24 protein-coding genes, 1 tRNA gene and 1 pseudogene are annotated in these 25,953 nt (G+C 64.4%); 19 read left to right on the top strand and 7 right to left on the bottom strand.

Annotated features, from left to right (window positions below; translation table 11 throughout):
* Positions 1-19 precede the first annotated feature (19 nt).
* From atpG to AC1DEK_RS10790, 11 genes are all read left to right on the top strand, one after another.
* On the top strand, positions 20-895 hold the full coding sequence (atpG, locus tag AC1DEK_RS10840; RefSeq protein ID WP_478125217.1) for a F0F1 ATP synthase subunit gamma: 876 nt from the start codon (positions 20-22) through the stop codon (positions 893-895).
* Between the two features lie 51 nt (positions 896-946).
* The gene (gene atpD, locus AC1DEK_RS10835; RefSeq protein ID WP_478125216.1) at positions 947-2,362 is read left to right on the top strand and encodes a F0F1 ATP synthase subunit beta; all 1,416 of its coding nucleotides are present in this window, start codon (positions 947-949) and stop codon (positions 2,360-2,362) included.
* A 16-nt stretch (positions 2,363-2,378) separates the two neighbouring features.
* The gene (locus tag AC1DEK_RS10830) at positions 2,379-2,798 is read left to right on the top strand and encodes a F0F1 ATP synthase subunit epsilon (RefSeq protein WP_478099104.1); all 420 of its coding nucleotides are present in this window, start codon (positions 2,379-2,381) and stop codon (positions 2,796-2,798) included.
* Positions 2,799-3,109: 311 nt separating this feature from the next.
* Entirely contained in the window at positions 3,110-4,279 is a 1,170-nt protein-coding gene (locus tag AC1DEK_RS10825; protein WP_478125293.1) for an ROK family protein, read from the top strand.
* Positions 4,279-5,805 carry a sugar ABC transporter ATP-binding protein gene (locus AC1DEK_RS10820; protein ID WP_478125292.1) on the top strand — a complete coding sequence of 509 codons (1,527 nt, stop codon included), beginning with the start codon at positions 4,279-4,281 and terminating at the stop codon, positions 5,803-5,805. The genes AC1DEK_RS10825 and AC1DEK_RS10820 overlap by 1 nt, the downstream gene beginning before the upstream one ends.
* Positions 5,777-6,802, top strand: coding sequence for an ABC transporter permease (locus AC1DEK_RS10815; protein WP_478125215.1), 1,026 nt, complete (start codon positions 5,777-5,779; stop codon positions 6,800-6,802). The genes AC1DEK_RS10820 and AC1DEK_RS10815 overlap by 29 nt, the downstream gene beginning before the upstream one ends.
* Before the next feature lie 65 nt (positions 6,803-6,867).
* Positions 6,868-7,833 carry a substrate-binding domain-containing protein gene (locus tag AC1DEK_RS10810; protein WP_478125291.1) on the top strand — a complete coding sequence of 322 codons (966 nt, stop codon included), beginning with the start codon at positions 6,868-6,870 and terminating at the stop codon, positions 7,831-7,833.
* A gap of 231 nt (positions 7,834-8,064) precedes the next feature.
* Positions 8,065-9,231, top strand: coding sequence for a Gfo/Idh/MocA family protein (locus AC1DEK_RS10805; protein WP_478125214.1), 1,167 nt, complete (start codon positions 8,065-8,067; stop codon positions 9,229-9,231).
* A 41-nt stretch (positions 9,232-9,272) separates the two neighbouring features.
* Complete coding sequence (locus AC1DEK_RS10800; protein WP_478125213.1) at positions 9,273-10,298, top strand: ligase-associated DNA damage response exonuclease; 1,026 nt, start codon at positions 9,273-9,275, stop codon at positions 10,296-10,298.
* Positions 10,295-11,941, top strand: a complete 1,647-nt coding sequence (locus AC1DEK_RS10795; RefSeq protein ID WP_478125212.1) for an ATP-dependent DNA ligase — start codon at positions 10,295-10,297, stop codon at positions 11,939-11,941. The genes AC1DEK_RS10800 and AC1DEK_RS10795 overlap by 4 nt, the downstream gene beginning before the upstream one ends.
* A 32-nt stretch (positions 11,942-11,973) precedes the next feature.
* The gene (locus tag AC1DEK_RS10790) at positions 11,974-12,546 is read left to right on the top strand and encodes a Crp/Fnr family transcriptional regulator (RefSeq protein WP_478125211.1); all 573 of its coding nucleotides are present in this window, start codon (positions 11,974-11,976) and stop codon (positions 12,544-12,546) included.
* Positions 12,547-12,568: 22 nt separating this feature from the next.
* Here AC1DEK_RS10790 and AC1DEK_RS10785 read toward each other — a convergent pair whose 3' ends face one another.
* The 3 genes from AC1DEK_RS10785 to AC1DEK_RS10775 are packed head-to-tail and all read right to left on the bottom strand — an operon-like array spanning position 12,569 to position 14,622.
* Entirely contained in the window at positions 12,569-13,087 is a 519-nt protein-coding gene (locus AC1DEK_RS10785; protein WP_478125210.1) for a TPM domain-containing protein, read from the bottom strand.
* 2 nt (positions 13,088-13,089) lie between these two features.
* Positions 13,090-14,010, bottom strand: coding sequence for a TPM domain-containing protein (locus tag AC1DEK_RS10780; RefSeq protein ID WP_478125209.1), 921 nt, complete (start codon positions 14,008-14,010; stop codon positions 13,090-13,092).
* Between the two features lie 15 nt (positions 14,011-14,025).
* Complete coding sequence (locus AC1DEK_RS10775; RefSeq protein ID WP_478125208.1) at positions 14,026-14,622, bottom strand: LemA family protein; 597 nt, start codon at positions 14,620-14,622, stop codon at positions 14,026-14,028.
* A 45-nt stretch (positions 14,623-14,667) separates the two neighbouring features.
* Here AC1DEK_RS10775 and AC1DEK_RS10770 point away from each other — a divergent pair, with 45 nt between their 5' ends.
* Genes AC1DEK_RS10770 through AC1DEK_RS10755 form a run of 4 tightly spaced genes read left to right on the top strand, consistent with a single transcriptional unit; the run spans position 14,668 to position 17,477 of the window.
* On the top strand, positions 14,668-15,432 hold the full coding sequence (locus tag AC1DEK_RS10770; protein ID WP_478125207.1) for a Rossmann-fold NAD(P)-binding domain-containing protein: 765 nt from the start codon (positions 14,668-14,670) through the stop codon (positions 15,430-15,432).
* Positions 15,433-15,475: 43 nt separating this feature from the next.
* Complete coding sequence (locus AC1DEK_RS10765) at positions 15,476-15,928, top strand: YybH family protein (RefSeq protein WP_478125206.1); 453 nt, start codon at positions 15,476-15,478, stop codon at positions 15,926-15,928.
* Positions 15,928-16,902: a YheT family hydrolase gene (locus tag AC1DEK_RS10760; protein WP_478125205.1), complete on the top strand. Its 975-nt coding sequence runs from the start codon at positions 15,928-15,930 to the stop codon at positions 16,900-16,902. The genes AC1DEK_RS10765 and AC1DEK_RS10760 overlap by 1 nt, the downstream gene beginning before the upstream one ends.
* A gap of 29 nt (positions 16,903-16,931) precedes the next feature.
* Entirely contained in the window at positions 16,932-17,477 is a 546-nt protein-coding gene (locus AC1DEK_RS10755; protein WP_478125204.1) for a DUF2946 family protein, read from the top strand.
* A gap of 72 nt (positions 17,478-17,549) precedes the next feature.
* Here the strand turns inward: AC1DEK_RS10755 and AC1DEK_RS10750 are convergent, their stop codons facing one another.
* From AC1DEK_RS10750 to AC1DEK_RS10735, 4 genes are all read right to left on the bottom strand, one after another.
* Complete coding sequence (locus AC1DEK_RS10750; RefSeq protein WP_478125203.1) at positions 17,550-18,224, bottom strand: c-type cytochrome; 675 nt, start codon at positions 18,222-18,224, stop codon at positions 17,550-17,552.
* A gap of 193 nt (positions 18,225-18,417) precedes the next feature.
* Positions 18,418-19,920 (bottom strand): efflux transporter outer membrane subunit, encoded by a 1,503-nt coding sequence (locus tag AC1DEK_RS10745; protein ID WP_478125202.1) that lies wholly within the window; start codon positions 19,918-19,920, stop codon positions 18,418-18,420.
* Positions 19,907-23,071, bottom strand: a complete 3,165-nt coding sequence (locus tag AC1DEK_RS10740; protein WP_478125201.1) for an efflux RND transporter permease subunit — start codon at positions 23,069-23,071, stop codon at positions 19,907-19,909. Before AC1DEK_RS10740 ends, AC1DEK_RS10745 begins: the two co-directional genes overlap by 14 nt.
* A 13-nt stretch (positions 23,072-23,084) precedes the next feature.
* Positions 23,085-24,332 carry an efflux RND transporter periplasmic adaptor subunit gene (locus AC1DEK_RS10735; RefSeq protein ID WP_478125200.1) on the bottom strand — a complete coding sequence of 416 codons (1,248 nt, stop codon included), beginning with the start codon at positions 24,330-24,332 and terminating at the stop codon, positions 23,085-23,087.
* A gap of 161 nt (positions 24,333-24,493) precedes the next feature.
* Between AC1DEK_RS10735 and AC1DEK_RS10730 the strand changes: the two genes are divergently transcribed.
* The 4 genes and pseudogenes from AC1DEK_RS10730 to AC1DEK_RS10715 form a co-directional block, all read left to right on the top strand.
* Positions 24,494-25,132: a TetR family transcriptional regulator gene (locus AC1DEK_RS10730; protein ID WP_478125199.1), complete on the top strand. Its 639-nt coding sequence runs from the start codon at positions 24,494-24,496 to the stop codon at positions 25,130-25,132.
* Positions 25,133-25,176: 44 nt separating this feature from the next.
* Positions 25,177-25,251, top strand: a tRNA-Arg gene (locus tag AC1DEK_RS10725).
* A gap of 178 nt (positions 25,252-25,429) precedes the next feature.
* On the top strand, positions 25,430-25,681 hold the full coding sequence (locus tag AC1DEK_RS10720; protein WP_478125198.1) for a phage integrase central domain-containing protein: 252 nt from the start codon (positions 25,430-25,432) through the stop codon (positions 25,679-25,681).
* Positions 25,678-25,920: pseudogene (locus AC1DEK_RS10715) on the top strand (tyrosine-type recombinase/integrase); the annotation flags it as partial. The gene AC1DEK_RS10720 and the pseudogene AC1DEK_RS10715, both read left to right, overlap by 4 nt.
* Between the last annotated feature and the right edge of the window lie 33 nt (positions 25,921-25,953).

Below are 25,953 nucleotides of genomic sequence, written 5' to 3'. Positions count from 1 at the left end.
GGCGACGCAAGGAGTCCCAATGGCAGCTGGTAAGGAAATCCGCGGCAAGATCAAATCGGTGGAAAACACCAAGAAGATCACCAAGGCCATGGAAATGGTGGCCGCGTCAAAGATGCGCAAGGCGCAGGAACGCATGCGCGCCGCCCGCCCCTACAGCGAGAAGATCCGCAACATCGCGGCCAACCTCGGCCACGCGAACCCGGAGTACACGCACGCGTTCATGAAGACGAACGATACGAAGGCGACGGGCTTCATCCTGGTCACGACGGACAAGGGTCTGTGCGGCGGCATGAACACCAACGTGTTGCGTGCATTGACCACCAAGATGCGCGAGTTGCAGTCCGCAGGCGTGGGGATCGAAGCGGTCGCCATTGGCAACAAGGGCCTCGGCTTTCTGAATCGCGTCGGCGCGCGCGTCGTATCGCATGTCACCCAACTGGGCGACACGCCACACCTTGACAAGCTGATCGGCCCGGTCAAGGTGTTGCTCGACGCCTATGCCGAGGGCAAGCTCAGCGCCGTCTATCTCTGCTACACCAAGTTCATCAACACGATGCGCCAGGAGTCCGTGGTCGAGCAGCTGCTGCCGCTCGCGGCGGACTCGCTGAAGGTCGAAAAGGGCCAGCATTCGTGGGACTACATCTACGAGCCCGATGCGCAGAGCGTCATCGACGAACTTCTGGTGCGCTACGTGGAATCGCTGGTGTACCAGGCAGTCGCCGAGAACATGGCTTCGGAGCAGTCGGCACGGATGGTTGCGATGAAGTCCGCCACGGACAACGCCGGCAACGTGATCAACGAGCTCAAGCTGGTCTACAACAAGACCCGCCAGGCAGGCATCACCAAAGAGCTGTCGGAGATCGTTTCGGGCGCCGCGGCGGCCGCTGGCGTCTAAGTCGGCCAGTCGCTCGACCTCAACAGATTTAAATTTTTATCGGAGCAGATGATGGCTCAAGAAAACGCAGTTCAAGGCAAGATCGTTCAATGTATTGGCGCCGTTGTCGACGTGGAATTCCCGCGTGACCGCATGCCCAAGGTGTACGACGCCTTGAAGTTCGAAGGCGGCGGACTGACCCTCGAAGTGCAGCAGCAGCTCGGCGACGGCGTGGTGCGCACGATTGCGCTCGGCTCGTCGGACGGCCTGCGCCGCGGCCTGATCGTGACCAACACCGGCGCGCCGATCACGGTGCCCGTCGGCAAGGCAACGTTGGGCCGGATCATGGACGTGCTGGGCCGCCCGATCGACGAGCGCGGCGAAGTGAGCCAGGAACTCACCGCTTCGATCCACCGCAAGGCACCCGCCTACGACGAACTTTCGCCCTCGCAAGACCTGCTCGAAACCGGCATCAAGGTGATCGACCTGGTCTGCCCATTCGCCAAGGGCGGCAAGGTGGGTCTGTTCGGTGGCGCCGGCGTCGGCAAGACCGTGAACATGATGGAGCTCATCAACAACATCGCAAAGGCGCACTCGGGTCTGTCCGTGTTTGCCGGCGTCGGTGAGCGCACCCGCGAAGGGAACGACTTCTATCACGAGATGGCCGATTCCGGCGTCGTGAATCTGGAGAACCTCGGCGAGTCGAAAGTGGCCATGGTCTACGGCCAGATGAACGAGCCCCCGGGCAATCGTCTGCGCGTGGCGTTGACCGGCCTGACCATCGCCGAGTCGTTCCGCGACGAAGGCCGTGACGTGCTGTTCTTCGTGGACAACATCTATCGCTACACGCTCGCCGGTACCGAAGTGTCCGCGCTGCTGGGTCGCATGCCTTCCGCCGTGGGCTACCAGCCGACGCTGGCCGAAGAAATGGGTCGTCTGCAGGAGCGGATCACGTCGACCAAGGTCGGTTCGATCACGTCGATCCAGGCTGTGTACGTGCCGGCCGATGACTTGACCGACCCTTCGCCCGCAACGACCTTTGCCCACTTGGACTCCACCGTCGTGTTGTCGCGTGACATCGCTTCGCTCGGTATCTACCCTGCCGTGGACCCGCTGGACTCGACCTCCCGCCAGCTCGACCCGAACGTCGTTGGTGAAGAGCACTACAACGTCGCGCGTTCGGTGCAAGGTACGCTGCAGCGCTACAAAGAACTGCGCGACATCATCGCGATTCTGGGCATGGACGAACTGGCGCCGGAAGACAAGCTGGCCGTGGCCCGCGCTCGGAAGATCCAGCGATTCCTGTCGCAGCCCTTCCACGTCGCGGAAGTGTTCACGGGCTCGCCCGGCAAGTACGTGCCGCTGTCGGAGACCATCCGCGGCTTCAAGATGATCGTGAACGGCGAAGCCGACCACCTGCCGGAACAAGCTTTCTACATGGTTGGCGGCATCGACGAAGCGTTCGAGAAGGCCAAGAAGGTCGCTTAAGGCTTAAGGAATCACCATGGCAGGCACCATTCACGTGGACGTGGTCAGCGCCGAAGAGTCCATCTTCTCCGGCGAGGCCAAGTTCGTCGCGCTCCCCGGCGAAGTCGGTGAGCTCGGCATCTACCCGCGCCACACGCCGCTGATCACGCGCATCCGCCCCGGCGCCGTGCGCATCGAGACGGCCGATGGCGGCGAGGAATTCGTCTTCGTTGCCGGCGGCATTCTCGAAGTGCAGCCTACCTCGGTGACCGTGCTGTCCGACACCGCGATTCGCGGCAAGGACCTCGACGACGAGAAGGCGAACGTCGCCAAGGCTGCCGCCGAGGAAGCATTGAAAAACGCGAAGACGGACATCGACATCGCGATGGCCCAGTCCGAACTGGCCGTGATGGCTGCTCAACTTGCTGCTTTGCGCAAGTACCGCGAAAAGAAATAAGCTCGCCCCCAGGCTCGCGCACTTCGTGTCGCTCTCCACCCCCTGACCGGGGGCAACACCAGCGGCCCGGCTAAGCCGGTTCCGCGGTGTTCCACGGGTTGGGAACAGCAGAAAAGCCGCCTTTGGGCGGCTTTTCCTCGTTTGGGGAGCTTGTGCAGCGTCGCTTTGAATTTTATTTGGTCGAAGTTAAGACTTGTTTGGCTGAAGCGCGGCTCATAGTATTCGGCTTCGCTTGGATCGGACGGATCTGAGCGCAGAACAAATATGACGGAGACAACGTGGGCCCTTGGAGTCGCCTGACGACGGATGAGCTGCAGTTGCTGGAAACGACCTTCTGGTCGGCCGGCGGCTCGCGTCATCGCATGGCCGACGAGTTGGGTTTTTCCAAGAGCAAGGCGAATTCGCTGATCGCGGGGCTGGTCGAGCAGGGGCTTTTGGCCGAAGCGGGGCTTCAGCGTTCCAGCGGCGGGCGGCGTCCCGAGAACCTCCAGTTGCATGCCGGCATTGGCGTGCTGGTGGGCGTGGACATCGGCGCGACCAGTCTCGATGTGGCCGTCCTTGCACCCAATCTGAGTGTGCTGGCGCATCACGCGGAACCTGCCGATGTGCGGGAAGGGCCGGGCGCGGTGTTAGCTCGCGTGAGAGGGCTGATGCGTGAGCTGCTGCTGCAGGCGGGCTTCGAGGCCAAGCACGTGATCGGCATCGGGATCGGCGTGCCAGGACCCGTCAATTTCGAGATCGGCCAACTTGTGAACCCGCCGCTGATGCCTGCGTGGGACAGCTTTTCTATTCGCGACTACCTGCGCGAGGACTACGCGGCACCCGTCTTCGTCGACAACGACGTCAACCTGATGGCGCTGGGCGAGCTCTGGCGGCTGAAGCGTTCACTTTCCAACTTCCTCGTGATCAAGGTGGGGACTGGTATCGGTTGCGGCATCGTCTGCCACGGGGAGGTTTACAGGGGTGCGGCAGGCTCTGCGGGCGACGTTGGCCATATCTGCGTGGACCAGGAAGGACCGCGCTGCCACTGCGGCAATCTGGGATGTGTGGAGGCCATGGCAGCAGGACCGGCGATCACGCGCATGGCGGTCCACGCGGCTGAAGCGGGTGAAAGCGCTCCGCTGGCGGAATGCCTACGCACGCAAGGCCGCATCGAGGCGACTGATGTCGGGCAGGCGAGCCGCGCGGGCGATGCCGCGGCAAACGCGATCGTGCAGCGCGCGGGCAGCCTGATCGGTCAGATGCTGGCGTCGATCGTCAACTTCTTCAATCCGTCGCACGTGTTCATCGGGGGCGGCATCACGCGCATCGGACCGCTGTTTCTTGCCGCAGTGCGCCAAAGCGTTTACCAGCGCTCGTTGGCGCTTTCAACTCGGCATCTGGAGATCCAATACACGCCGCTCGAGGGCCAGGGCGGGCTGATTGGCGCTGGGGTGCTTGCCATGCAGCAGACCCTCAAAGTGCGGGGCGTGGCGCCATGATGGACACGGCCGTCAGCCCCTCGAACGCGAGAGCCGCCGTCGCGGTGGAATTCGAAAGGGTGGAGAAATCCTTCGGCCCCGTGCAGGTGCTGCACGGCGTCAGTTTTGCGCTCGCGCCCGGCCACGTCTACGGTTTGCTCGGCGAAAACGGCGCAGGCAAGTCGACATTGATGAAGATCCTCGCCGGCTATGAATCGCCGACCGCCGGGACCTTGCTCATCAACGGCGAGCCCCAGGTGTTCAACAGCTCGCGCGATGCCGAAGCTCTCGGCATCGTTCTGATCCACCAGGAGTTCAACCTCGCGGAAGACCTGAGCGTCGCGCAGAACATCTTCCTCGGCCACGAAAAGAAAAAGGGTTGGCTGCTGGATGACGCCGCGATGGTGCGCGATTCCGCCACTGCGCTCGCCCAGGTCGGGCTGCGGATCGACCCGACCACGAAGGTGCGCCGACTCATCGTCGCCGAGAAGCAGATGGTCGAAATCGCGAAGGCAATCTCGCGCCATGCACGGTTGCTCATCATGGATGAGCCCACGGCGACCCTCACGCCGGGCGAGACCGAACGCCTCTTCAACCTGATCGCGCAATTGCGCGCGGACGGCGTGACGATCGTCTATATCTCGCACAAGCTCGACGAGGTGGAGCGCGTGACGGACGAAGTCATCGTCATGCGGGACGGCCGCTTCGTCGCGCGCGCGCCGACGACCGACGTCACGCGGCACCAAATGGCGAACTTGATGGTTGGGCGCGAACTGGCGGATCTCTATCCGCCGCGCGATGCTGTTGTCGCCACCGCCGCCCCGGCGATGAAAGTGCGCGACTTCACAGTGCCCGGGTGGGCCGAAAACGCCAACTTTGAAGTCCGCCCCGGCGAGATTCTTGGCTTTGCCGGCCTGGTGGGAGCCGGACGCACCGAACTGTTCGAAGGCCTGCTCGGTCTGCGCCCTGCGAGCGGTACGGTCGAAATCGAAGGGCGCGCCGTCCAGTTTCGCAACCCGCGCGACGCCGCAAGGCACGGACTGACCTATCTCAGCGAGGACCGCAAGGGCAAAGGCTTGCACGTCCATCTCGGGCTGCGCCAGAACCTCACGCTGATGGCGCTGGAGCGTTACGCAGCGCCATGGCTCAAGCCTGACGCAGAGCGTGCGGCCTTGGCCGAGGCCGTGAGGGACTACGGCATTCGCACCGGCAACCTCGGTGCGCGCGCGTCGGCGCTCTCCGGCGGCAACCAGCAGAAGCTCGCGCTCGCCAAGGTGCTGCAGCCGCATCCGAAGGTCGTCGTGCTCGACGAACCGACGCGTGGCGTCGACGTGGGCGCCAAGCGCGACATCTATTTCCTGATCCAGCGGCTGGCCCGGCAAGGGCTTGCCGTCATCGTCGTGTCGTCCGAACTGATGGAACTGATCGGGCTGTGCCACCGCGTCGCGGTGATGCGAGCCGGCCGTCTCGTCACCACGCTCGACGCCACCCACCTGACCGAAGAGGAGCTCATCGCTCATGCCACCGGAACAGCCCCAGAGCGTTGAGCCGAGCGCTCAGCCCGCGCACCGCAGCGAGGCACGGCCGCGCTGGACCGAGCGCCTGCACGGCCTCGGCCCCGTTATCGGCCTGGTGCTGCTCTGCATCGCCGGCACGCTCCTCAACAGCGACTTCGCGACGCTCGACAATGCGATGAACGTGCTGACGCGCACAGCCTTCATCGGCATCATTGCGGTCGGGATGTGCTTCGTCATCATCTCCGGCGGCATCGATCTTTCGGTGGGTTCCATGGCGGCGCTGATTGCCGGTTGCGTGATCATGTTCATCAATGCCATGGGGCCGGCGCTTGGATCGCCGCTGCTGGCGGTGATCCTCGGCGCGGTCCTCGCGATCGTGCTTGGCGCCGCGTTCGGGCTTGCGCATGGGCTGCTGATCACCAAGGGGCGGATCGAACCCTTCATCGTGACGCTGGGCACCCTCGGCATCTTTCGCGCCTACTTGACCTATTTCGCCAACGGCGGCGCGCTCACGCTCGACAACGACCTGTCGGACCTCTACGCGCCGGTGTACTACGCGAGCTTGCTCGGCATACCGGTGCCGGTCTGGGTGTTCCTGATCGTGGCGATCATCGGCGGGGTGATCCTCAACCGCACGGCTTACGGCCGCTATGTGCAGGCGATCGGCTCGAATGAACAGGTCGCGCGCTACGCGGCCGTCGGCGTCGACGGCGTGAAGATCATGACCTACGTGCTGCTCGGCGTGTGCGTCGGCATCGCGACCTTGCTCTATGTGCCGCGGCTCGGCTCTGCATCGCCGACCACCGGGCTGCTGTGGGAGCTCGAAGCCATTGCCGCGGTGATCGTCGGCGGCACTGCGCTCAAGGGTGGCTCGGGCAGCGTCGTCGGCACGGTGATCGGCGCCATCCTGCTCTCGGTCATCAGCAACATCCTGAATCTCACCAGCATCATCAGCGTATATCTCAACGCCGCGGTGCAGGGCTTCGTGATCATCGTCGTCGCCTTCCTGCAGAGAGGTCGGCGGTAGCGGTTTTTCCAGCGTTCTCGTCCGTTTCGTTTCATTCACCAAAGGAGACAAGCAGCATGACTTCCATGGCTTCCATCACCCGACGCATCGCACTGAGCGCCGTCGCCGCCGCCACCATCGCGGCATTCCCGGTCCTTGCGGCCGCCGAGCAGGTCAATCTCGGCGTGTCGATCCCGGCGGCGACGCACAGCTTCATGGGCGGCATCAACTACTGGGCCGAACAGGCCAAGAAGGACCTGGAGAAGGAACACAAGGATCTGAAGATCACGATCAAGACGGCCGCCAACGCGCCCGAGCAGGCCAATCAGCTGCAGGATCTGTCGACCGTGAGCAAGATCAACGCGCTCGTGATCTTTCCGTTCGAATCGGCGGCACTCACCAAGCCGGTGGCACAGGTCAAGGCCAAGGGCGTCTACGTCACCGTGGTCGATCGCGGCCTGACCGACACCAGCGCGCAAGACGCCTATGTGGCCGGCGACAACACCGCCTTCGGCAAGATCCCGGCTGAATACATCGCGAAGAAGCTCGGCGGCAAGGGCAACGTCGTCGCCCTGCGCGGCATCCCGACGACGCTCGACAACGAACGCATGGATGCTTTCAACAGCGTGATGAAGGGCTATCCCGACATCAAGATCCTCGACGCAAAGTACGCCAACTGGAACCGCGACGATGCCTTCAAGGTCACGCAGGACTACCTGACGCGATTCAAGGACATCGACGCGATCTGGGCCGCTGACGACGACATGGCCGTCGGCGTGCTGAAGGCAGTCGAGCAGGCCAAGCGCAACGACATCAAGATCGTCTTCGGCGGCGCCGGTGCCAAGGGCATGGTCAAGACCATCATCGACGGCAAGGACCCGCGCATCGACGCCGACGTGAGCTATTCGCCGAAGTTCATCTACGACGCGATCAAGCTGACTGCCGAAGCTCGGCTGAAGGGCGAGAAGCTGCCGGCGACCACGATCATTCCTTCGGTGCTGATCACGAAGGACAACGCGAAGTCCTTCTATCACCCGGATTCGCCGTTCTAGATAGAGCTCGCCCCCAGGCTCGCGCACTTCGTGTCGCTCTCCACCCCCTACCGGGGGCAACACCAGCGGCCCGGCGAAGCCGGTTCCGCGGTGTTCCTGTTATTCGCCCTCAGGCTGCGCGCAGATCGTGTCGCTTCGCCTTCCCCTGACCGGGGGCAGCATCGGCGGCCAGGCTAAGCCGGTTCCGCGGTGGTTCTGGATTGGAAAGGGAGGAGCTTTTGGGTTTACATCATGAATGACGATATTTCTTTGCGGAGGCTGCGCTACGCCATGGTTGGCGGGGGGCGGGATGCCTTTATTGGTGCTGTGCATCGGAAGGCGATGGCGCTGGATGGACAGGTGGAGCTGGTGGCGGGGGCGCTTTCTTCGAATGCGGAGAAGGCGAGGGCGTCGGGGCGCGATCTGTTTCTTGCGGAGGACCGCAATCATGGGGACTGGCGGAGCCTGCTTGACGACGAATTGAAGCGGCCGCCGGATGAGCGGATCGATTTTGTTTCGATCGTGACGCCCAACCACATGCACTATCCGGTCGCGCAAGCGTTTGTCGACGCGGGCTTTCACGTGGTTTGCGACAAGCCTCTGGTGCACACGCGCGAGCAGGCGGATGCGCTGGTGGCAGCGGTGGCGCGGCAGGGTACGGTTTTCGGGGTGACCTACAACTACACGGGCTATCCGATGGTTCGGCAGGCGCGGGAGATGGTGCGCTCGGGCGAACTCGGCGAAATTCGCAAGGTGGTCGTTGAATACAACCAGGGATGGCTCGCGACGCGGCTGGAAGGCACGGGCAACAAGCAGGCCGCCTGGCGCAGCGATCCTGCGCAGAGCGGCGCGGCTGGGGCCATTGGGGATATCGGTTCGCATGCGGAGAACCTCGTCGCAACGGTGACGGGGCTGGAGATCGAAAGTCTTTGCGCTGATCTCAGTTCGCTGGTACCGGGGCGGCCGCTCGACGATGACGGCAGCATGCTGCTGAGGTTTCGCGGCGGCGCTCGAGGAGTGCTGATTGCATCGCAGATCAGCACGGGCCTCGAGAATGACCTGCGCTTGCGCATTTCGGGGACGCTCGGCACCCTGGAATGGCATCAGGAGCGACCCAGCGAATTGACGCATCTGCCGCACGATGGGCCCAAGCGCATCTTCACGCGGGGCGCGAGCTGGCTGTGCGAATCGGCGCGGCGCGCGAGTCGGCTTCCGAGTGGGCATCCGGAGGGCTTCATCGAAGCCTTTGCCAATGTCTACGGTGGCGTGGTCGCGGACATTCGTGCGCGGACGTCGGGCGTGGCTGCAGATCCGCTCGCGGCGGACTATCCGCGCGTGGAGGACGGTGCGCGCGGAGTGCGTTTCATCGAACGCACGGTGGCTTCATCGAGCAGCACGGTCAAATGGACGGGGTGGTAGCCGACATGACTGAGAGGGTCGTGTCGGCTTAAGCTGACGGGGTGTCGCGCGACCTCGTCATTGCCCGCCCCGAAGGACTTTATTGCCCGCCGGGCGATTTTTACATCGACCCATGGCGGCCGGTCGGACGCGCAGTCATCACGCACGCGCACTCTGACCACGCCCGCGTCGGCCACGGCCACTATCTGGCGCACACCGACAGCGCCGGTACGCTGCGTGTGCGGCTTGGCGACATCACTTTGCAGACCTTGCCGTATGGAGAGGCGATCGAACACAACGGCGTTCGAATCTCGCTTCATCCGGCGGGTCACGTGCTGGGTTCCGCACAGGTGCGACTCGAACATGAGGGGCGCGTGTGGGTCGCGTCGGGCGACTACAAGACCGAAGCCGATGGCACCTGCACGCCGTTCGAGCCGGTGCCTTGCGACACTTTCATCACCGAATCGACCTTCGGCCTGCCGATCTATCGCTGGCCTTTGCAGGCGCAGTTGTTCGCCGAGATGAACGACTGGTGGCGCGCCAACGCGGAGCAGGGGAGGGCATCGGTGCTGCTGTGCTACGCCTTCGGCAAGGCGCAGCGCATCTTGCATGGTGTGGATCCGACCATCGGGCCGATCGTGGTTCACGGCGCAGTCGCGGCATTGAACGACGTCTATCGCGCCGCGGGTGTCGCGTTGCCGGCGACCTTGCGTGTGACGGATGCCGGCGTCGATGCGGCTCTGCTCAAGCGCGCGCTTGTGCTTGCGCCGCCGTCGGCGCACGGTTCGACGTGGATGCGCCGCTTCGGCAACTACGCCGACGCATTCGCCAGCGGATGGATGCAGCTGCGCGGCACACGACGGCGCCGCGGGGTGGATCGCGGCTTCGTGATGTCCGATCACGCCGACTGGAATGGCCTGCAGTCAGCCATCGCCGGAACCGGTGCGGAGCGCGTCATCGTCACGCACGGCAGCGTGGAAGTCATGGTGCGATGGCTCTGTGAATTGGGACTCGATGCACAGGGCTTCAAAACAGAATACGGGGACGAAGATCTGGAGCCGACCGACACGCCGGCCGCAGCGCCATGAAGGCATTCGCTGCCCTCTATCGCGAGCTGGATGCGACGACTTCCAGTCTCGCGAAGCAGGCGGCCCTTCAGCGGTACCTGCGGCTCGTCCCGGCGAAGGACGCCGCTTGGGCCGTTTACTTTCTGGCTGGCGGAAAGCCGCGCCAGCTGGTGCCGAACAAGTTGCTGAGACTGCTCGCGCAAGAAGCCGCGGGGCTGCCCGAATGGCTCTTCGATGAAAGCTATGAAGCTGTCGGCGACCTCGCGGAAACCATCGCGCTGCTGCTGCCGCCGCCCACGGATGCGCACGAGCTCGGATTGGCGGACTGGGTCGAACAGCACCTCTTGCCGCTGCGCAACAAGCCGCCGGAAGCGTTGACGGAAGCGTTGCGTTGGCAATGGCGGCAGTTGGCGCCGGAGGAAAGGCTGGTCTATTTCAAGTTGATCACGGGCGCATTCCGGGTCGGTGTGTCGCGTCTGCAGGTCACGCAGGCGCTCGCCGCAGTCGGCGCGCTCGATGCCAAGCGCGTCGCGCAAAGGCTGATGGGCTACACCCACATCAGCGGCAAGCCCACCGCCGCCGACTACGCCGCACTGATTGCGCCCGAGAGCACGGGCGAGGTCGACCAGCAAACCAGCGGACAGCCTTATCCGTTCTTCCTGGCGCATCCATTCAATATTCCGCTCGAGCAATTCGACCCAGTTCTCGGGGACCCTTCCGGATGGCTCATCGAATGGAAGTGGGACGGCATCCGCGCGCAGTTGGTCAAGCGCGCCGGGCGCGTGTGGCTGTGGTCGCGCGGCGAGGAACTGGTGACGGACCGATTCCCGGAACTCGCAGTGATGGGCGAAACGCTGCCCGACGGAACGGTGATCGATGGCGAAATCGTCGTGTGGCGGGATGACCGCGTGCAACCTTTCGCCGAACTGCAAAAGCGCATCGGGCGCAAGACGCTCACGCCGAAGCTCCTGCGCGAGATTCCTGTCGTGCTGCTTGCCTACGACTTGCTCGAATGGGAAGGACGCGATCTCCGCAGCACGCCCCAGCAGGAACGTCGTGCGCGCCTCGATGAAGTGCTCACTGCAGCGCAACATCCCTCGCTGATCGCCAGCCCGATGCTGCACGGCGACGGCTGGCTCGATCTTGTACGCCAGCGCGAAGCTGCGCGTTCGATGGGCGTCGAGGGCTTGATGCTCAAGCAACGTGACGCGCACTATGGGGTCGGGCGCACCAAGGACGTGGGGGTGTGGTGGAAATGGAAGATCGATCCGCTCTCGGTCGATGCGGTGCTTGTGTACGCTCAGCGCGGCCATGGGCGCCGTGCGAGCCTCTATAGCGACTACACCTTCGCCGTCTGGGACAGTGCGCCCGAGAACCCCGACCGCAAGCTCGTGCCCTTCGCCAAGGCCTATTCAGGTTTGACCGATGCCGAAATGGCACGTGTCGATGCGGTGATCCGCAAGACCACGATCGAAACCTTCGGCCCTGTTCGGAGTGTGGAGCCAACGCTTGTCTTCGAGCTCGGGTTCGAGGGCATCGCGCGGAGCGGCCGACACAAGAGCGGCATCGCAGTGCGCTTTCCGCGGATGCTGCGTTGGCGCCAGGACAAGCCGGTCGAAGAAGCCGACACCCTTCAGACGCTGGAAGCCTTGCTGCCTTCTTGACGGCCGGGCGTGCGGCTGTCGGACAATGAGGCATGGACAATCCTCGCGATTCTTATCCCGCCGCCGATCTGCGCGAGCAGGCCGTCTACATGCTGACGCAGGCCGCGCCCATGATGGACATGACGCCCGACGAGGCGCGGCTCGTGCTGGATGTGATGCGCCCGGTGCATCTCGTGGCCGACACCCTTTTGTTCGAAGAGGGGGACACGCAGGACAACAACTATATGGTGCTCGTGCTCGAAGGACAGGTTCGCGCCACCAGTGCCGGCGTCCCGGGCGATGAGGTGGTGATTTCCGTCATCGGGCCAGGCAGCCTCATCGGCGAAATGGGCGTGATCGATGGCGGTCCGCGTTCGGCCACGTGCACGGCACTCACGGACGTGAAGCTTGGGGTCTTGTCGCGGGAGGCCTTCATGGGCCTCATCAAGACCCAACCTGCGGCGGCATCGCGCCTCGCATTGGCGCTGTCGAAGGGGCTCGCGGATCGTCTGCGTGAAAGCAATCGGCGTCTGCGCACCCTGTCGCAAGTGACGCGCGCTTTGCAGGCCGAACTGGATGCAGTGCACGCAGTCAATCGAAGGCTTCTCGACGCTCAAGGCTTCTGAGGCCCGCCCAGGTCGGAACGCTTCAGAGAATCACCAGCGCATTGGGGAGCTCATTGCGATCGGCTCCGCCTTCCGCCAGCGGAAAGTGCTCGACCAGCAGCGCGGACATTTCTTCGAGCGCCTGCGTCAGCCCATCCTCGAATCTTCCTTCACGAAAGGCTGCGCCCATCCGCTGCGCCATGGCCGCCCAGTCCTCATCGCTCACGCGCGAATCGATGCCGCGATCGGCCACGATCTCGATCGCGTGCTCGGCCAGCAGAAGGTAGATCAGCACGCCGTTGTTGTGCTCGGTGTCCCACACGCGCAGCTTGCCGAAAAGCGTGATGGCGCGCTCGCGGGGATTCGCGTCGCGCCATAGATAGGACATCGGCAAGCCGGCTTCGACGCAGATTCGGATCTCACCGCTGTGCCGGCGTTCGCTCGCGCCGACGCGGCGTTCAAGCCTTTCGAGTACATCGGGCGGCAGTGCCCGGCGCACCTCGGCCTCGTCCACCCAACGGTGGCGCCAGAGCCGCGCAAGACGGGACGTGATTGAAGCCATGGTCACCAATCGCCCGAGGCGCCGCCGCCCCCGAAGTTGCCGCCGCCTCCGGAGCTGAAGCCTCCGCCGGAGCCTCCGCCGCCGAAACCACCGCCGCCAAATCCGCCGCCGCCGAAACCGCCCCCACCAAAGCCCCCGCCTCGGCGGCCCATGCCCGATCCAAAAGCCAGCGACAGCAGCGTGAAGAGCAGGGCGCCCAAGCCAGCCAGCACTGCGATCACGATGCTCGACGTCAGCAGCATCACCAGCGCACCTGTCAGTCCGCCCATCGCGAGCGAGCCGGGGATCTTTCCGAAAATCCGACGCGCGATCGGCCCGGCCACCATCACGCCGACGAAGAGAAACACAGCGAGGTCTTGCCAGTTGAATCCGCTGTTGTTGCTGCGGCCATCGCCGAAGTCGCCGCTGCGCGCATCGACTTCCGGCAACGGCTCGCCCTTGACGCGAGCGATGAGTTGGTCCGCCGCCGCGTCGAGGCCACCCGCGAAATCGTTCTCACGGAAGCGCGGCTTCATCGCGTCATCGATGATGCGCGCGGCGGCAAGGTCGGGCACCGCGCCTTCGAGTGCTTTCGCGACTTCGATGCGCATCTTGCGGTCGTTCTTTGCGACGATCACGAGAATGCCGTCGCCAACCTCCTTGCGCCCGATCTTCCATGCATTGCCCACGCGGTTGGCATAGCTTGCGATGTCTTCAGGCTGCGTGGTCGGCACCATCAGCATCACGATTTGCGAGCCCTTCTGCTGTTCGAAGGCCTGCAGCTTGGCTTCGAGCGCGGTGCGCTGCGCGTCCGTCAGCGTGCCGGTCTGGTCGATGACGCGTGCGTCGAGCCGCGGCACCGGCAGCAACCCCTGTGCATGGGCGCCGAAGACGGCCCACAGCACAAGGACCGCCAGGGCGCGCAGGATTCGGGCAGCCGTCATGGCAAAGGCCTGGGCCTACTTCTTCGGCGCGCTGAAGTCCACCGTGGGTGGCGTCGAGATCTGCGCCTCGTTCTGCACCGTGAAGTTGGCCTTGGGCTCGTAGCTGAAGATCTTGGCCGTCAGGTTCGTCGGAAAGCTGCGTGCCAGCACGTTGTATTCCTGGACCGTCTGGATGTAGCGGTTGCGCGCCACTGTGATGCGGTTCTCGGTGCCTTCGAGCGTCACGCGCAAGTCGCGAAATGCCTGGTTGGCTTTGAGGTTGGGGTACTGCTCCGACACCGCCATCAACCGCGACAACGCGCTCGACAGTTCGCCTTGCGCCTGCTGGAACCTGTTGAAGGCCTCGGGGTTGTTCAGCGTCTCGGGCGTGACCTGGATTGACGTCGCCTTGGCGCGGGCCTCGATCACCTTGGTGAGCGTCTCCTGCTCGAAGTTGGCTTCGCCCTTGACCGTGGCCACGATGTTCGGCACCAGGTCGGCGCGGCGCTGATATTGATTGAGCACTTCGCTCCAGGCCGACTTGCTGGCCTCGTCGAGCCGCTGAAAGTCGTTGTAGCCGCAACCCGCCAGCGAGAACGCAGCGAGGATGATCAAAAGCCAGCGTTTCACCATCACCAAGCCCCTTGTTGTGAAGTCGGCAAAGGTAGCATAGATGCAATGGCTGTCGATCCATTCCAAGCGCTGCAGGCGGCCCATCGCGGGCCCGCGTCCAGCCATGCCGCGGCTGAATCCACTGGCACCTTGCTGATCTGCGGCGCCACCGGCGCGCTCGGCCAGGAACTGGTCCGGCGCCTGGCGGGACGGCATCGGTTCGATCACACGCAGGTGCTGGTGCGCGAACCCATCCGCGACGGACTGCGCAGCGTCGAAACCGTTCTGGTGCCGAACGCACCCCTTGCCGAATGGCCGCCGGTCAGGGCCGACACGGCATTGGTCCTGTTCGAGCCGCCGCGGCTTTATTACGACCGCGAGCGCGCGCTCTGGACGCCCGAGCCCGCCCAATTGCCGGCGCTCGCCCGGTGGCTTCGCGCCAGCGGTGTCCACACCCTCGCCGTCGTGCAGCCGCACGCGCAGGGGCGCTTGCCGGAAGCGCTCAAGCGGGGACTGGCGAGCCTCGACGAACAGGCGGTGGTGGCGCAGGGCTTCGACCGCGTCATCCTCGTGCGCTCCGCGCAGAAGCCCGCGCAGGTGCGTTTCATTCATCCGGCCGAACGGCTCGCGAACTGGATGCTGTCGATCGCGCGCTTCATGGTGCCCACGAGCGAACAGCCGGTGCGCGCGTCCAAGGTGGCTGAACTCGTCGACGTCGCATTGCGGATTGCGCCGCCGGGGGTACACGTCGCGGCGCCTGAACTGGTGTGGCAGGCGGCCCAGGCTGATGTTCGCGTGGTGGCGGAGAGCTGGCTGTGTGGGCGTCCATGAAGGCTTCGGCCAAGGCAAAATCGGCGCTCCAGCTTCATCATCCATGTCCACGAAGACCAAACTCCGCGCCGCCACTGTCGGCGGCACCGCCGACGAAGTCGAAGCGGCTTTCTACGAGGCATTGCAGCGCGGCGACGTCGACGCGCTGATGAACTGCTGGGCCGACGAGGACGAAATCTTCTGCGTGCATCCTGGCGGACCGAGGCTGGTCGGCCCCGATGCCATCCGCGCCGCGTTCGAGCATATGTTCGGCAACGGTGCCATTCGTGCGACGCCGGCACGCGTGCGCAAGGTCGAATCGCTCGCGAGCGCGGTACACAACGTGCTCGAGCGCATCGAAGTGCTGACTGCCGAGGGCCCCCGTCACGCCTTCGTACTGGCGACCAACGTCTATCACAAGACCGCGCAAGGCTGGCGCATGGTCGCGCACCATGCCAGCCCGGGCAGCGTGCAGGATCCTGGCGATTCCGGCGAAGCTCCGCAGACCATTCACTGATGCAGTACGTTGCGCCGCGTTGGTTGCCGGGCGGCAACTTGCAAACCATTTGGGCCGCGTTGTACGGGCGCCGTGTGATGACGCCGTTGCCCGACTACCGGCGTGAGCGCTGGGGCACTCCCGACGGCGACTTCATCGACGTCGATTTTCTGGACGCCCCGCTTGGCGGGCGAAGTGAAGCTCAGAAGCCCTTGCTCGTGCTGTTTCACGGTCTGGAGGGTTCGTCGCGCAGCCACTATGCCGAAGCGTTCGCTGCCTTCGCGATGGAGCGCGGCTGGGACTATGCCGTGCCCCACTTTCGCGGCTGCAGTGGCGAACTCAACCTGGCGCCGCGTGCCTACCATTCGGGCGATTTCGAGGAAATCGGCTGGATCCTCGCGCGGCTGCGCGAGCGCCGCGAGGTCGTCAGGGCGGCGGGTGTGTCCCTCGGCGGCAATGCCTTGATGCGCTGGGCCGAGGAGGCGGGCAGCGAGGCGTCGAAATCCGCGCGCGCGGTCGCGTCCATTTCGGCGCCGCTCGATCTGGCCGCAGGGGGAGCCGCCATCGGGCGCGGGTTCAACAAGCTTGTCTACACGCGCATGTTCTTGTCGACCATGAAGCCGAAGGCGCTCGCCAAGCTGGCGCAGCATCCGGGCTTGTTCGATCGTGAAAAGCTCGCCGCCGCCCGGACCCTGTACGACTTCGACAATGTTTTCACCGCGCCGCTGCACGGCTTCCGTGACACGGATGATTATTGGAAGCGCGGCTCGGCCAAGCCGCATCTGCATGCCATCCGGATTCCGGCGCTGGTCGTGAACGCTGCCAACGATCCTTTTGTGCCGGCCTATAGCCTTCCGCGTCAAGGGGAAGTCGGTCGCCACGTGACGCTTTGGCAGCCCGCCCATGGCGGGCACGTCGGCTTTCCGGGTGGAATGCCGCCCGGTCATGTGCGCGAAATGCCTGAGCGCGTCGTCGAATGGTTGGGTCAGCGCTGATTGGCCATGACAGGCGCAAAATCGGCCCTATGGATGACATCGTCAAGCAGGCGCTCGCCAAGTGGCCCAACGTGCCGCACTGTTATGGATGGCTGGGCCTCGATGCACGCGGCAACTGGTACCTGCGAGACGATCGAACGCAAGCCGCCGGAGCGTTCGCGCTCGCCAAAGGGTCGATGCTGCGCCACGAGAAGCTGATCGACTTCATCCAGCGCAACTACGAACACGACGATCTCGGGCAGTGGTTCTTCCAGAATGGGCCGCAGCGCGTGTATGTTGAACTGGAAACCGCACCGTGGGTCTGGCGTATCGGCGAGGATTTCTCCGTCCGCTCGCATACGGGCGTGGCGATCGAACCTTCTGCTTGTCTTCTGGATGAAGCGGGAAAGCTGTACCTGGCCTCGCCCATCGGGCTTGGGCTGGTTCATACGCAGGACGTCGGCACAGCATCGGATGCCATCGATCAGGGACGGTGGGCGCCGCAGGAGGTACGGGCAGGAGACTTGCCCGGCCAATTTGGGTTCGTCGTGAGCCCGGCTGCGCGGCAACTGGCCAGATCATCCGCGTCGGACTGACCACTCGCTGGCAGGAAGCAACAAAAAAGCCCACGAATGCGGGCTGTTTTGCGTTGGGTGACTGACCGAAGACTACTGCTTCGTTTCGGCGGGCTTGGTCTCTGGCTTTGCTTCGGCAGCGGCTGCTGCCGGCGCTGCGGTAGCCGCCGGTGCAGCATCGCCCGCCGGTGCAGCGCCATCGGCCGGAGCCGCCGCAGCAGCAGGTCGATCCGGCACGGGGAACGTGGCACCGCCGGCGTTCGCCATGTAGACCACTGCGCGACCCACTTCCAGGTCCTCGAAATCGCCACCGCCTTGCGGAGGCATCATGCCCTTGCCCTTGAGCGCATGCTCCAGCAGCGTCGCGTAGCCTTGGCCGATGCGGGGCCCCCAGGCGGCGGCATCGCCCAGGTGCGGCGCGGCGGGAATGCCCGGGCTGCCGTGACAGGCCACGCACTGCGCCTTGAACACCGCTTCGCCGGCAGCGAGGGGACGATTGGCATCGCGGATCTCGATCGAGCCGACCTTCTTCAGGCGCTCGGCGATTTCGCGATCGCGTATGTCTTTTGAGACGCCGTACAGCGACATGTTTTCGCCCACGGCGGAACCCGAAGGATGGGTTCCGGAGACCACGTACGAGACGAGGCCCGCAATGATCAGGATGGGAGCAACGAAGGAGAAAAATACCGCGAGCAGGAGTTGCTTGGGATTCTTGATCGGGCCTGTGTGGGCTTCTTCTGTGGCCTGGTAGTGCGGGTCGTCGCTCATTGGGTCCTCAGTATCGGGGGCTCTTCGGGGGGCTTTTCGAAATCAACCGCGGGATTATAGAGAGACCCCCAGGTTGGCTCACTTCGTGTAGCCGCCCACCCCCTTGCAGGGGGCGCTGCCGGCGGACCGGCGAAGCCGGATCCGCGGCAGCCCGCGAAGGGGCGGGCGCTTTGCGCCGCCCTTGATCGTTGGCTTACTTTGTGCTCCAGCCGCCGCCGAGGGCTTTGAAGAGTGTTACCTGGTTTTGTAGCCTTCGTTGACGCGTTTGAGCTGTTGCGAGTTGGGACGTGTAGAGCGAGCGTTGTGCGTCCAGCAGGTCCAGGCCGCTTGCCACACCGTTTCGGTAGCGCAGGTCCGAGAGTTTGAAGCGGATCTCCTCGGCGTTGGACTGAGCGAGCAGGGCGCGCAGTTCTTCATCGAAGGTTGCACGGCCCGCTAGCGCATCGGCGACTTCCCGGAAGGCCGTCTCGATGGTCTTTTCGTACTGCGCTACGGCAATGTCGCGGCTCACGCGTGCCGATTCGAGCGTCGCTCGGTTTTGGCCCGCGTCGAAGATCGGCAACGTGATCTGCGGTGCGAAAGTCCATGCCTTCGACCCACTGCCGAAGAGCCCCGAGAACTCGGTGCTGGCGGTGCCGATCGACGACGTCAGTGTGACGCGCGGGAAGAAGTTGGCGCGGGCTGAGCCGATGTTCGCGTTGGCCGAAATCAACTGCTGTTCGGCCGCGCGAATGTCGGGCCGTTCGATCAGCAGGTCCGATGGCAGCCCGGCGGGCAGGTCCTGCATCGGCGCGAGCGCCTGGAGCCCCTTGCTGCTTCCCGTGGTGGCATCGGGCGGCATCGGCGCGCCAAGCAATTGCGCCAGCGCATTCTCATCCTGCATGCGCAGGCGTTGCTGCTGTGCGTAGGTTGCGCGCGCGGTCTCGGCTTGCGATTCGGCAAAGCGATAGTCGATCTCTGAAGACACGCCATTGTCGAAACGCATCTTCGTGAGCTTGAGCGACTCGTCGCGCGTCACCATCGTCTGGCGCGTGATCTCGAGCACCTCGTCATCGCCCAGCACCGCCAACCAGCCGTTGGCGACGGCGGCGACAAGGCTGATTTGCACCGCCTTGCGCGATTCCTCGGTGCTGAGATATTGCGCCAGCGCCGCATCCTTCAGGCTGGAAATGCGCCCGAAGAAATCGAGTTCCCACGACGTGATCCCGACGCCGACTTGGTAGACGGTCGACACGCCAGGGCCCACCAGAGAAGGCCGCTGACGGTTCTCGCTGCCGGACGCATTGAGAGCCGGAAACAGCGCCGATCGCTGAATCTGGAACTGCGCACGCGCCTGCTCGATATTGAGCACCGCCACGCGCAGATCCTTGTTGTTGGCCAGCGCCATCTCGATCAGCTTCACAAGCCGCGGATCGGTGAAGTAGTCCTGCCAGGCGATCGTCGATGCCAGCGGTTGCTGCGCCTCGGCCGCCTGCGTGTTCGGAAACACCGCAGGCACAGGCGCCGCAGGCCGCTCATAAGTAGGAATCAACGAGCACCCGCTCAGAAGAACCGCCACGGCCGCCGCCCCAGCGGCAAGCCCCCCGCGTGAAACACCGCGGAACCGGCTCCGCCGGGCCGCAGGTGTTGCCCCCTGCAAGGGGGTGGAGAGCGACACGAAGTGCGCGAGCCTGGGGGTGTACTTACTCTTTGTCATGGTCTTCCTCGATACCCGCAGCCTGCGCATGTCGCTTGTCCATTTCGTGTTGGCGATCGCTGCCCTTGAAGAGCGTGCGCACGACCACGAAGAACACCGGCACGAAGATCACGGCAAGCGTGGTCCCGGTCAGCATGCCGCCGAGCACGCCGGTGCCGATGGCACGCTGACTTGCGGAGCCGGCGCCGTTGGCGAGCACCAGCGGCAGCACGCCGAGGCCGAAGGCCAGCGACGTCATGATGATCGGCCGGAACCGCAGGTGGGCGGCGGCCAATGCGGACTCGATCACGCCCTTGCCCTGCGCCTGCAGGTCCTTGGCGAATTCAATGATCAGAATCGCGTTCTTCGCGGACAGGCCGATGATCGTGATCAGCCCGACCTGGAAGTACACGTCGTTGGAGTAGGAGCGGATCAGCGTCGCGAGCAGCACGCCGAGCACGCCCAGCGGCACCACCATGATCACCGACAGCGGAATCGTCCAGCTTTCATACAGCGCGGCCAGGCACAGGAACACCGCCAGGATCGCGAAGCCATACAGGATGATGGCCTGCGAGCCGGCGAGCTTTTCTTCGCGCGATTGCCCGGTCCACTCGTAGCCGAAGCCGGCCGGCAGTTGGGCAGCGATCCTCTCCATCTCCGCCATCGCAGCGCCCGAGCTGTAGCCCGGTGCCGCTGAACCCGAGATGCGGATCGCCGGATAGCCGTTGTAGCGCACCGTCTGCTGCGGACCGGTGATCCAGCGGGTGGTCGCAAACGTCGAGAGCGGCACAGGCATGCCTTGGCTATTGCTCGCGTTGAGCTTGAGCAGATCTTCCGGCTGCATCCGCGCCGGCGCGTCGGCCTGCACCACCACACGCTGCAGACGGCCCTGATTGGGGAAGTCGTTCACGTAGGCGGAACCGAGCGCTGTCGATAGCGTGGTGTTGATCGCATCGAAAGTCACGCCCAATGCATTCGCCTTGTCGCGGTCGATGTCGATCTGCAACTGCGGCGCATCTTCGAGGCCCTCGGGACGCACCTGTGTCAGCAGCTTGCTCTGGCTCGCCGCACCCAGGATCTGGTTGCGCGCGTTGACGAGCGCTTCGTGGCCCAGGCCTCCACGGTCCTGAAGTCGGAACGTGAAGCCGCTGGCATTGCCCAGTTCGGGAATGGGCGGCGGGCTCAGCGGGTAGATGAACGCGTCGCGAATGCCGGAGAGCGCGCCGAACGCGCGACCTGCCAGCGCATCAGCGGAATGGGCCGGGTCCTTGCGCTGGTCCCAGTCCTTGAGCGTCACGAAGGCGAGACCGGCATTCTGGCCCTGGCCCGAGAAGCTGAAACCCAGCACCCCGACCATGCTCTCGACTTCGGGTTGCTTGAGGATGTAGCCCTCGACATCCTGAATGACCGACAGCATGCGCTCCTGCGTGGCGCCCGGAGGCAACTGCACGTTCACGATGATGTTGCCCTGGTCTTCCTGCGGAAGAAAGGACGTGGGCAACTGCCGATACACCAGCACCACCGCCGCAATGATCGCGACGTAGATCAGGAGATAACGCGCGGCGCGCCGCAGAATGCGCGACACGAAGCTTTCGTAGCCCTTGGCCGTGCGCGAGAAGCCGCGATTGAACCACCCGAAAAAGCCCGTCTTCTCGTGATGATGACCAGCTTCGACGGGCTTGAGCAGCGTTGCGCACAGCGCCGGCGTCAGCGACAGCGCCATGAAAGCTGAGAAGCCGATCGACGCCACCATCACCGCCGAGAACTGGCGATAGATGTTGCCGGTCGAGCCGGCGAAGAATGCCAGCGGCACGAACACCGAGATCAGCACCACCGTCACGCCGATGATCGCGCCGGAGATCTGGCGCATCGCCTTGCGTGTGGCTTCGAGCGGCGACAGTCCTTCCTCGCTCATGATGCGCTCGACGTTTTCGACCACCACGATCGCATCGTCCACCACGATACCGATCACCAGCACCATGCCGAACATCGTCAGCACGTTGATCGAGAAGCCCAGCGCGAACAACACCGCGAACGTACCGAGCAGGGCGATCGGCACCACGATCGTCGGGATGATCGTGTAGCGCCAGTTCTGCAGGAACAGGAACATCACCACGAACACCAGCGCCACAGCCTCGAACAGCGTCTTGACCACTTCGCGGATCGAGATGCTCACGAAGCGCGAGCTGTCGTACGGAATCACCCACTTCACGCCCGGCGGGAAGAAGCGCGAGAGTTCGGTCATCTTGGCGCGAATCGCCTTTGCCGAAGCCAGCGCGTTGCCGCTCGGCGCCAATTGGACGCCGATACCGACCGCGGGCTGGCCGTTCAGGCGAGCGGACGTCGAATAAGCCTGGCCGCCGAGCTCGATGCGAGCGACGTCTTTCAGCCGAACCGTCGAGCCGTTGGTGTTGGCACGAAGAACGATGTCGCCGAATTGCTCGACCGACGTGAGCTGCCCATTGACCACCACCGTCGCGGCAATGGCTTGGCCGGGCACGTTCGGCAGGTCGCCGATGATGCCGGAGGAGACTTGCGCGTTCTGCGCCTTGATGGCTGCATTCACGTCCCCGGGCGACAGGTTGAAGCCCTGCAGCTTGGCCGGGTCGATCCACACACGCATCGAACGCTCGGTACCGAACAACTGCGCCTGGCCGATACCGGCGACGCGTTGCAGCTCAGGCACCACGTTGCGCGATGCGTAATCGCCCAGCGCGATCGGGTCGAAATCGGGGTTGTCCGAAGACAGGATCGTGAACAACAGGAAGTTGTTGCGCGACTTGTCCACCCGCACACCCTGCTGCGTCACGGCCGCCGGCAGGCGTGGCGTGGCGCGCGAGAGGCGGTTTTGCACGTCCACCTGCGCGAGGTCGGGGTCGGTGCCCGTCTCGAAAGTGATCGTGATCGTGCCCGTGCCATCGGCCTGGGCGACCGACTCCATATAGATGAGACCGGGCGAGCCGTTCATTTCGCGCTCGATCACCGACAGCACACTGTCTTCGAGCGTCTGCGCCGACGCACCGGGATAAGCCGTGTTGATCACGATGGCAGGCGGTGCCACCGGCGGGTATTGCGAGATCGGCAGCTGCGTGATTGCCACGCCGCCCATCACGATGAGGAACAGCGCGATCACCCACGCGAAGATGGGACGATCAATAAAGAACTTGGCCATGCGGGCGAGCTCCTTACTGCTTCGCGGCGGGAGCCGGAACTTCTGCCGCGGCAGCAGGAGCTGCCGGCGCGGGGGCCTTCCATGGCACCGCCTTCACGGGCGTGCCCGGCGGCATCATCTGCAGCTTCTGGAAGCCGTCGACCATCACCTGCTCGCCGGCCTTCAGGCCTTCGAGCACCACCCATTGGTTGTTCTGCGCCGCGCTGATCTTGACGGTGCGCTTGGTGAGCTTGCCGTCAGGTTCGACCACCGTCAGCGTGTCGCCCTGCTGCGTGCGCGTAACGGCCTGTTGCGGCACCGTGATCGCATTGGCAGCCTGAGCCTGCTCCAGGCGCACGCGCACATACAGACCCGGAAGCAACGTGCCGTTGGGATTCGGAACTTCGGCCCGCAGCGTGACCTGGCCGGTGGTGGCGTCGACCGTCAGGTCAGAAAACAGCAGCCTGCCGGGCAGGGGGTATTCGCTGCCGTCCTCGAGCACCACGCGCACGCTGGCGGCGTTCGGGCCACTGGCGCGCTTGAACTGGCCAGCTTCCATCGCGCGGCGCAGCCGGAGAACGTCCGTCGCCGACTGCGTGAAGTTCACGTAGACCGGATTGATCTGCTGGATCACCGCCAGCTCGGTGGCATCGCCCTGGCCGACGAGGGCGCCTTCGGTCACTAGCGCACGCCCGATGCGGCCGGAGATCGGCGCAGTCACGGCGGCGTAGCCGAGATTGATCTTGGCGGTCGTGACCGCGGCGCGGCTCACGCCCACGTCCGCTTCGGCCGTCTTCTGCGCGGCGACCGCGTTGTCGTATTCCTGCTTGCTGACGGCATTGGCGGCGACCAGCGGCTTGTAGCGCTCGGCCAGCGCCTTGGCCTGCGCTGCGTTCGCTTCGGCGCGCGCGAGGCTCGCCTCGGCACTGCGCGAGGCAGCGGCATAAGGGGCCGGATCGATGCGGAACAGCAACTGGCCCGCCTTGACGTCGGTGCCCTCCTTGAAGAGGCGCTCTTGCAGGATGCCCGCCGCGCGTGCGCGAACTTGCGACACCCGCGAGGCCTCGAGCCGTCCCGGAAGTTCCGTGATCAGGCCGACGTTGGTGGGTGTGGCAACCACCACGCCGACTTCAGGCGGTGGTGGCGCCGCGCCGCCGGCATGGCCGGCCGGGGCTTCGCTCTTGCCGCAGGCGGTCAGCGCAAAAAGCGCTGCGGCGGCGGCTGCAATGGCCGCGTTGCGCGGCGAAAACAACGAGAGGCGCGAGACATGCAGGACGGGCATGCGATTCCTTTGAAACGAGGACGGGGACAGCGCATGTCCGCGCGGCTGCCAAAGGCAACACGGCGAAGTCGGCCATCGGGAAAGTGCCGTAGTTTACATACATTCATGCATGTATAGTGACGGCTTGCGCAGCGCAGCAGATTCTATAAAAAGGGGACAAGGTGGCTCGTCGTACCAAGGAAGAGGCACAGGAGACCAGGCATCGCTTGCTCGATGCGGCCGAAGTGCTCTTTCAGGCGCAGGGCGTATCGCAGACGTCGCTGCAGCAGATTGCCCAACACGCCGGCGCCACGCGCGGCGCGATCTACTGGCACTTCAAGGACAAGGCCGATCTCTTCAACGCGATGATGGATCGCATCACGCTGCCGCTGGAGGCTGCCGCGCAGAAGGTGGCCGGCGGCCCCGACGCCGACCCCGTTGACGATGTCGAAAGCATGATGGTCGAGGCCCTGAAGCAAATGACCTCCGACCCCCAGGTGCGGCGCGTGTTCGAGGTGGCCACGCACAAGGTCGAATACACGCACGACATGGAATCGGTGCACCAGCGGCACCTGGAAGCACGCAACGCCTGCGTGGTTGATTTTGAGAAGGCATTGCTCGGCGGCGCCCGGCGCGCCCGCATCCGGATGCCGATCCCCGCGGCGGCGGCGGCGCAGGGGCTGCATGCGCTGATCAGCGGACTCATCCAGGACTGGCTGCTGGACCCGGAGGCCTTCGATCTCGTGTCCACGGGGCGGCGAACCTTCCGTGTCTATCTTTCAGGCCTGGGCTTTGTGCGGCCGTTGGCGAGCGCTGGCTGATAGGCGATAATACGAGGCTCCTGACACGCTCAGGAGACACCCATCTCGCTGTATTTCAACGGATAGAATTCGGCCCTCCGAAGGCTGAGATCCAGGTTCGATTCCTGGCGGCGGGACCAAGTTACAAACTCACAGCGTCTCACACCGTCTCAAAACCCGCGTACTTCCCAGGTACAGCGGGTTTTTCTTCGTCTCACGTCGCCTCGGACAGTACTGCTACGAACGGTACCGTCGGTTCTTTCGTAAGTACCGGCTACCGCTTGGATTTTGAGGTACTTACAGCGTGGAAGGCGAGGCATGGCACTTGGAGACACAGTCGACGCATGGAGGCGCGGGGCATCCCATGAAAGCGCCCACGGCCTCGTGCAGATTTGCTCACAAGTTTTTCGCTACGCCGTTGCGACTGGCCTAGTAGAGCGAGATGTGACGGCGGATCTTCGTGGCGCGCTAGCGACCATCGAGCCGACCCACTACGCCGCTATTGCGCGGGCACATGTATTCCCTTACTGCACTGAAGCTGTCTGTGCTCGTGTTCGTGCGCCCCGGTGAACTGCGTACGGCCGAAATGGGCGGAGATTGACCTCTACGCAGCCGAGTGGCGCATCCCGGGCGCAAAGATGAAGATGTGGATTGATCACATCGTTCCGCTGTCGACCCAAGCGGTTGACCTTCTGCGCGACCTGCACCCCGCCACGGGTCACGGGCGATATGTGTTTCCGAGCATGCGCACCGGGGAGCGCCCGATGAGCGAGAACACGGTCAATGCCGCGCTGCGCGGAATGGGGTATGCCAAGGACGTGATGACCGCCCACCGGCTCCGG

The organism is Variovorax sp. 10N420, assembly GCF_056394705.1.
Note: the sequence above shows the minus strand (reverse complement) of the source record. Positions and strands in the feature narration are given on the sequence as shown.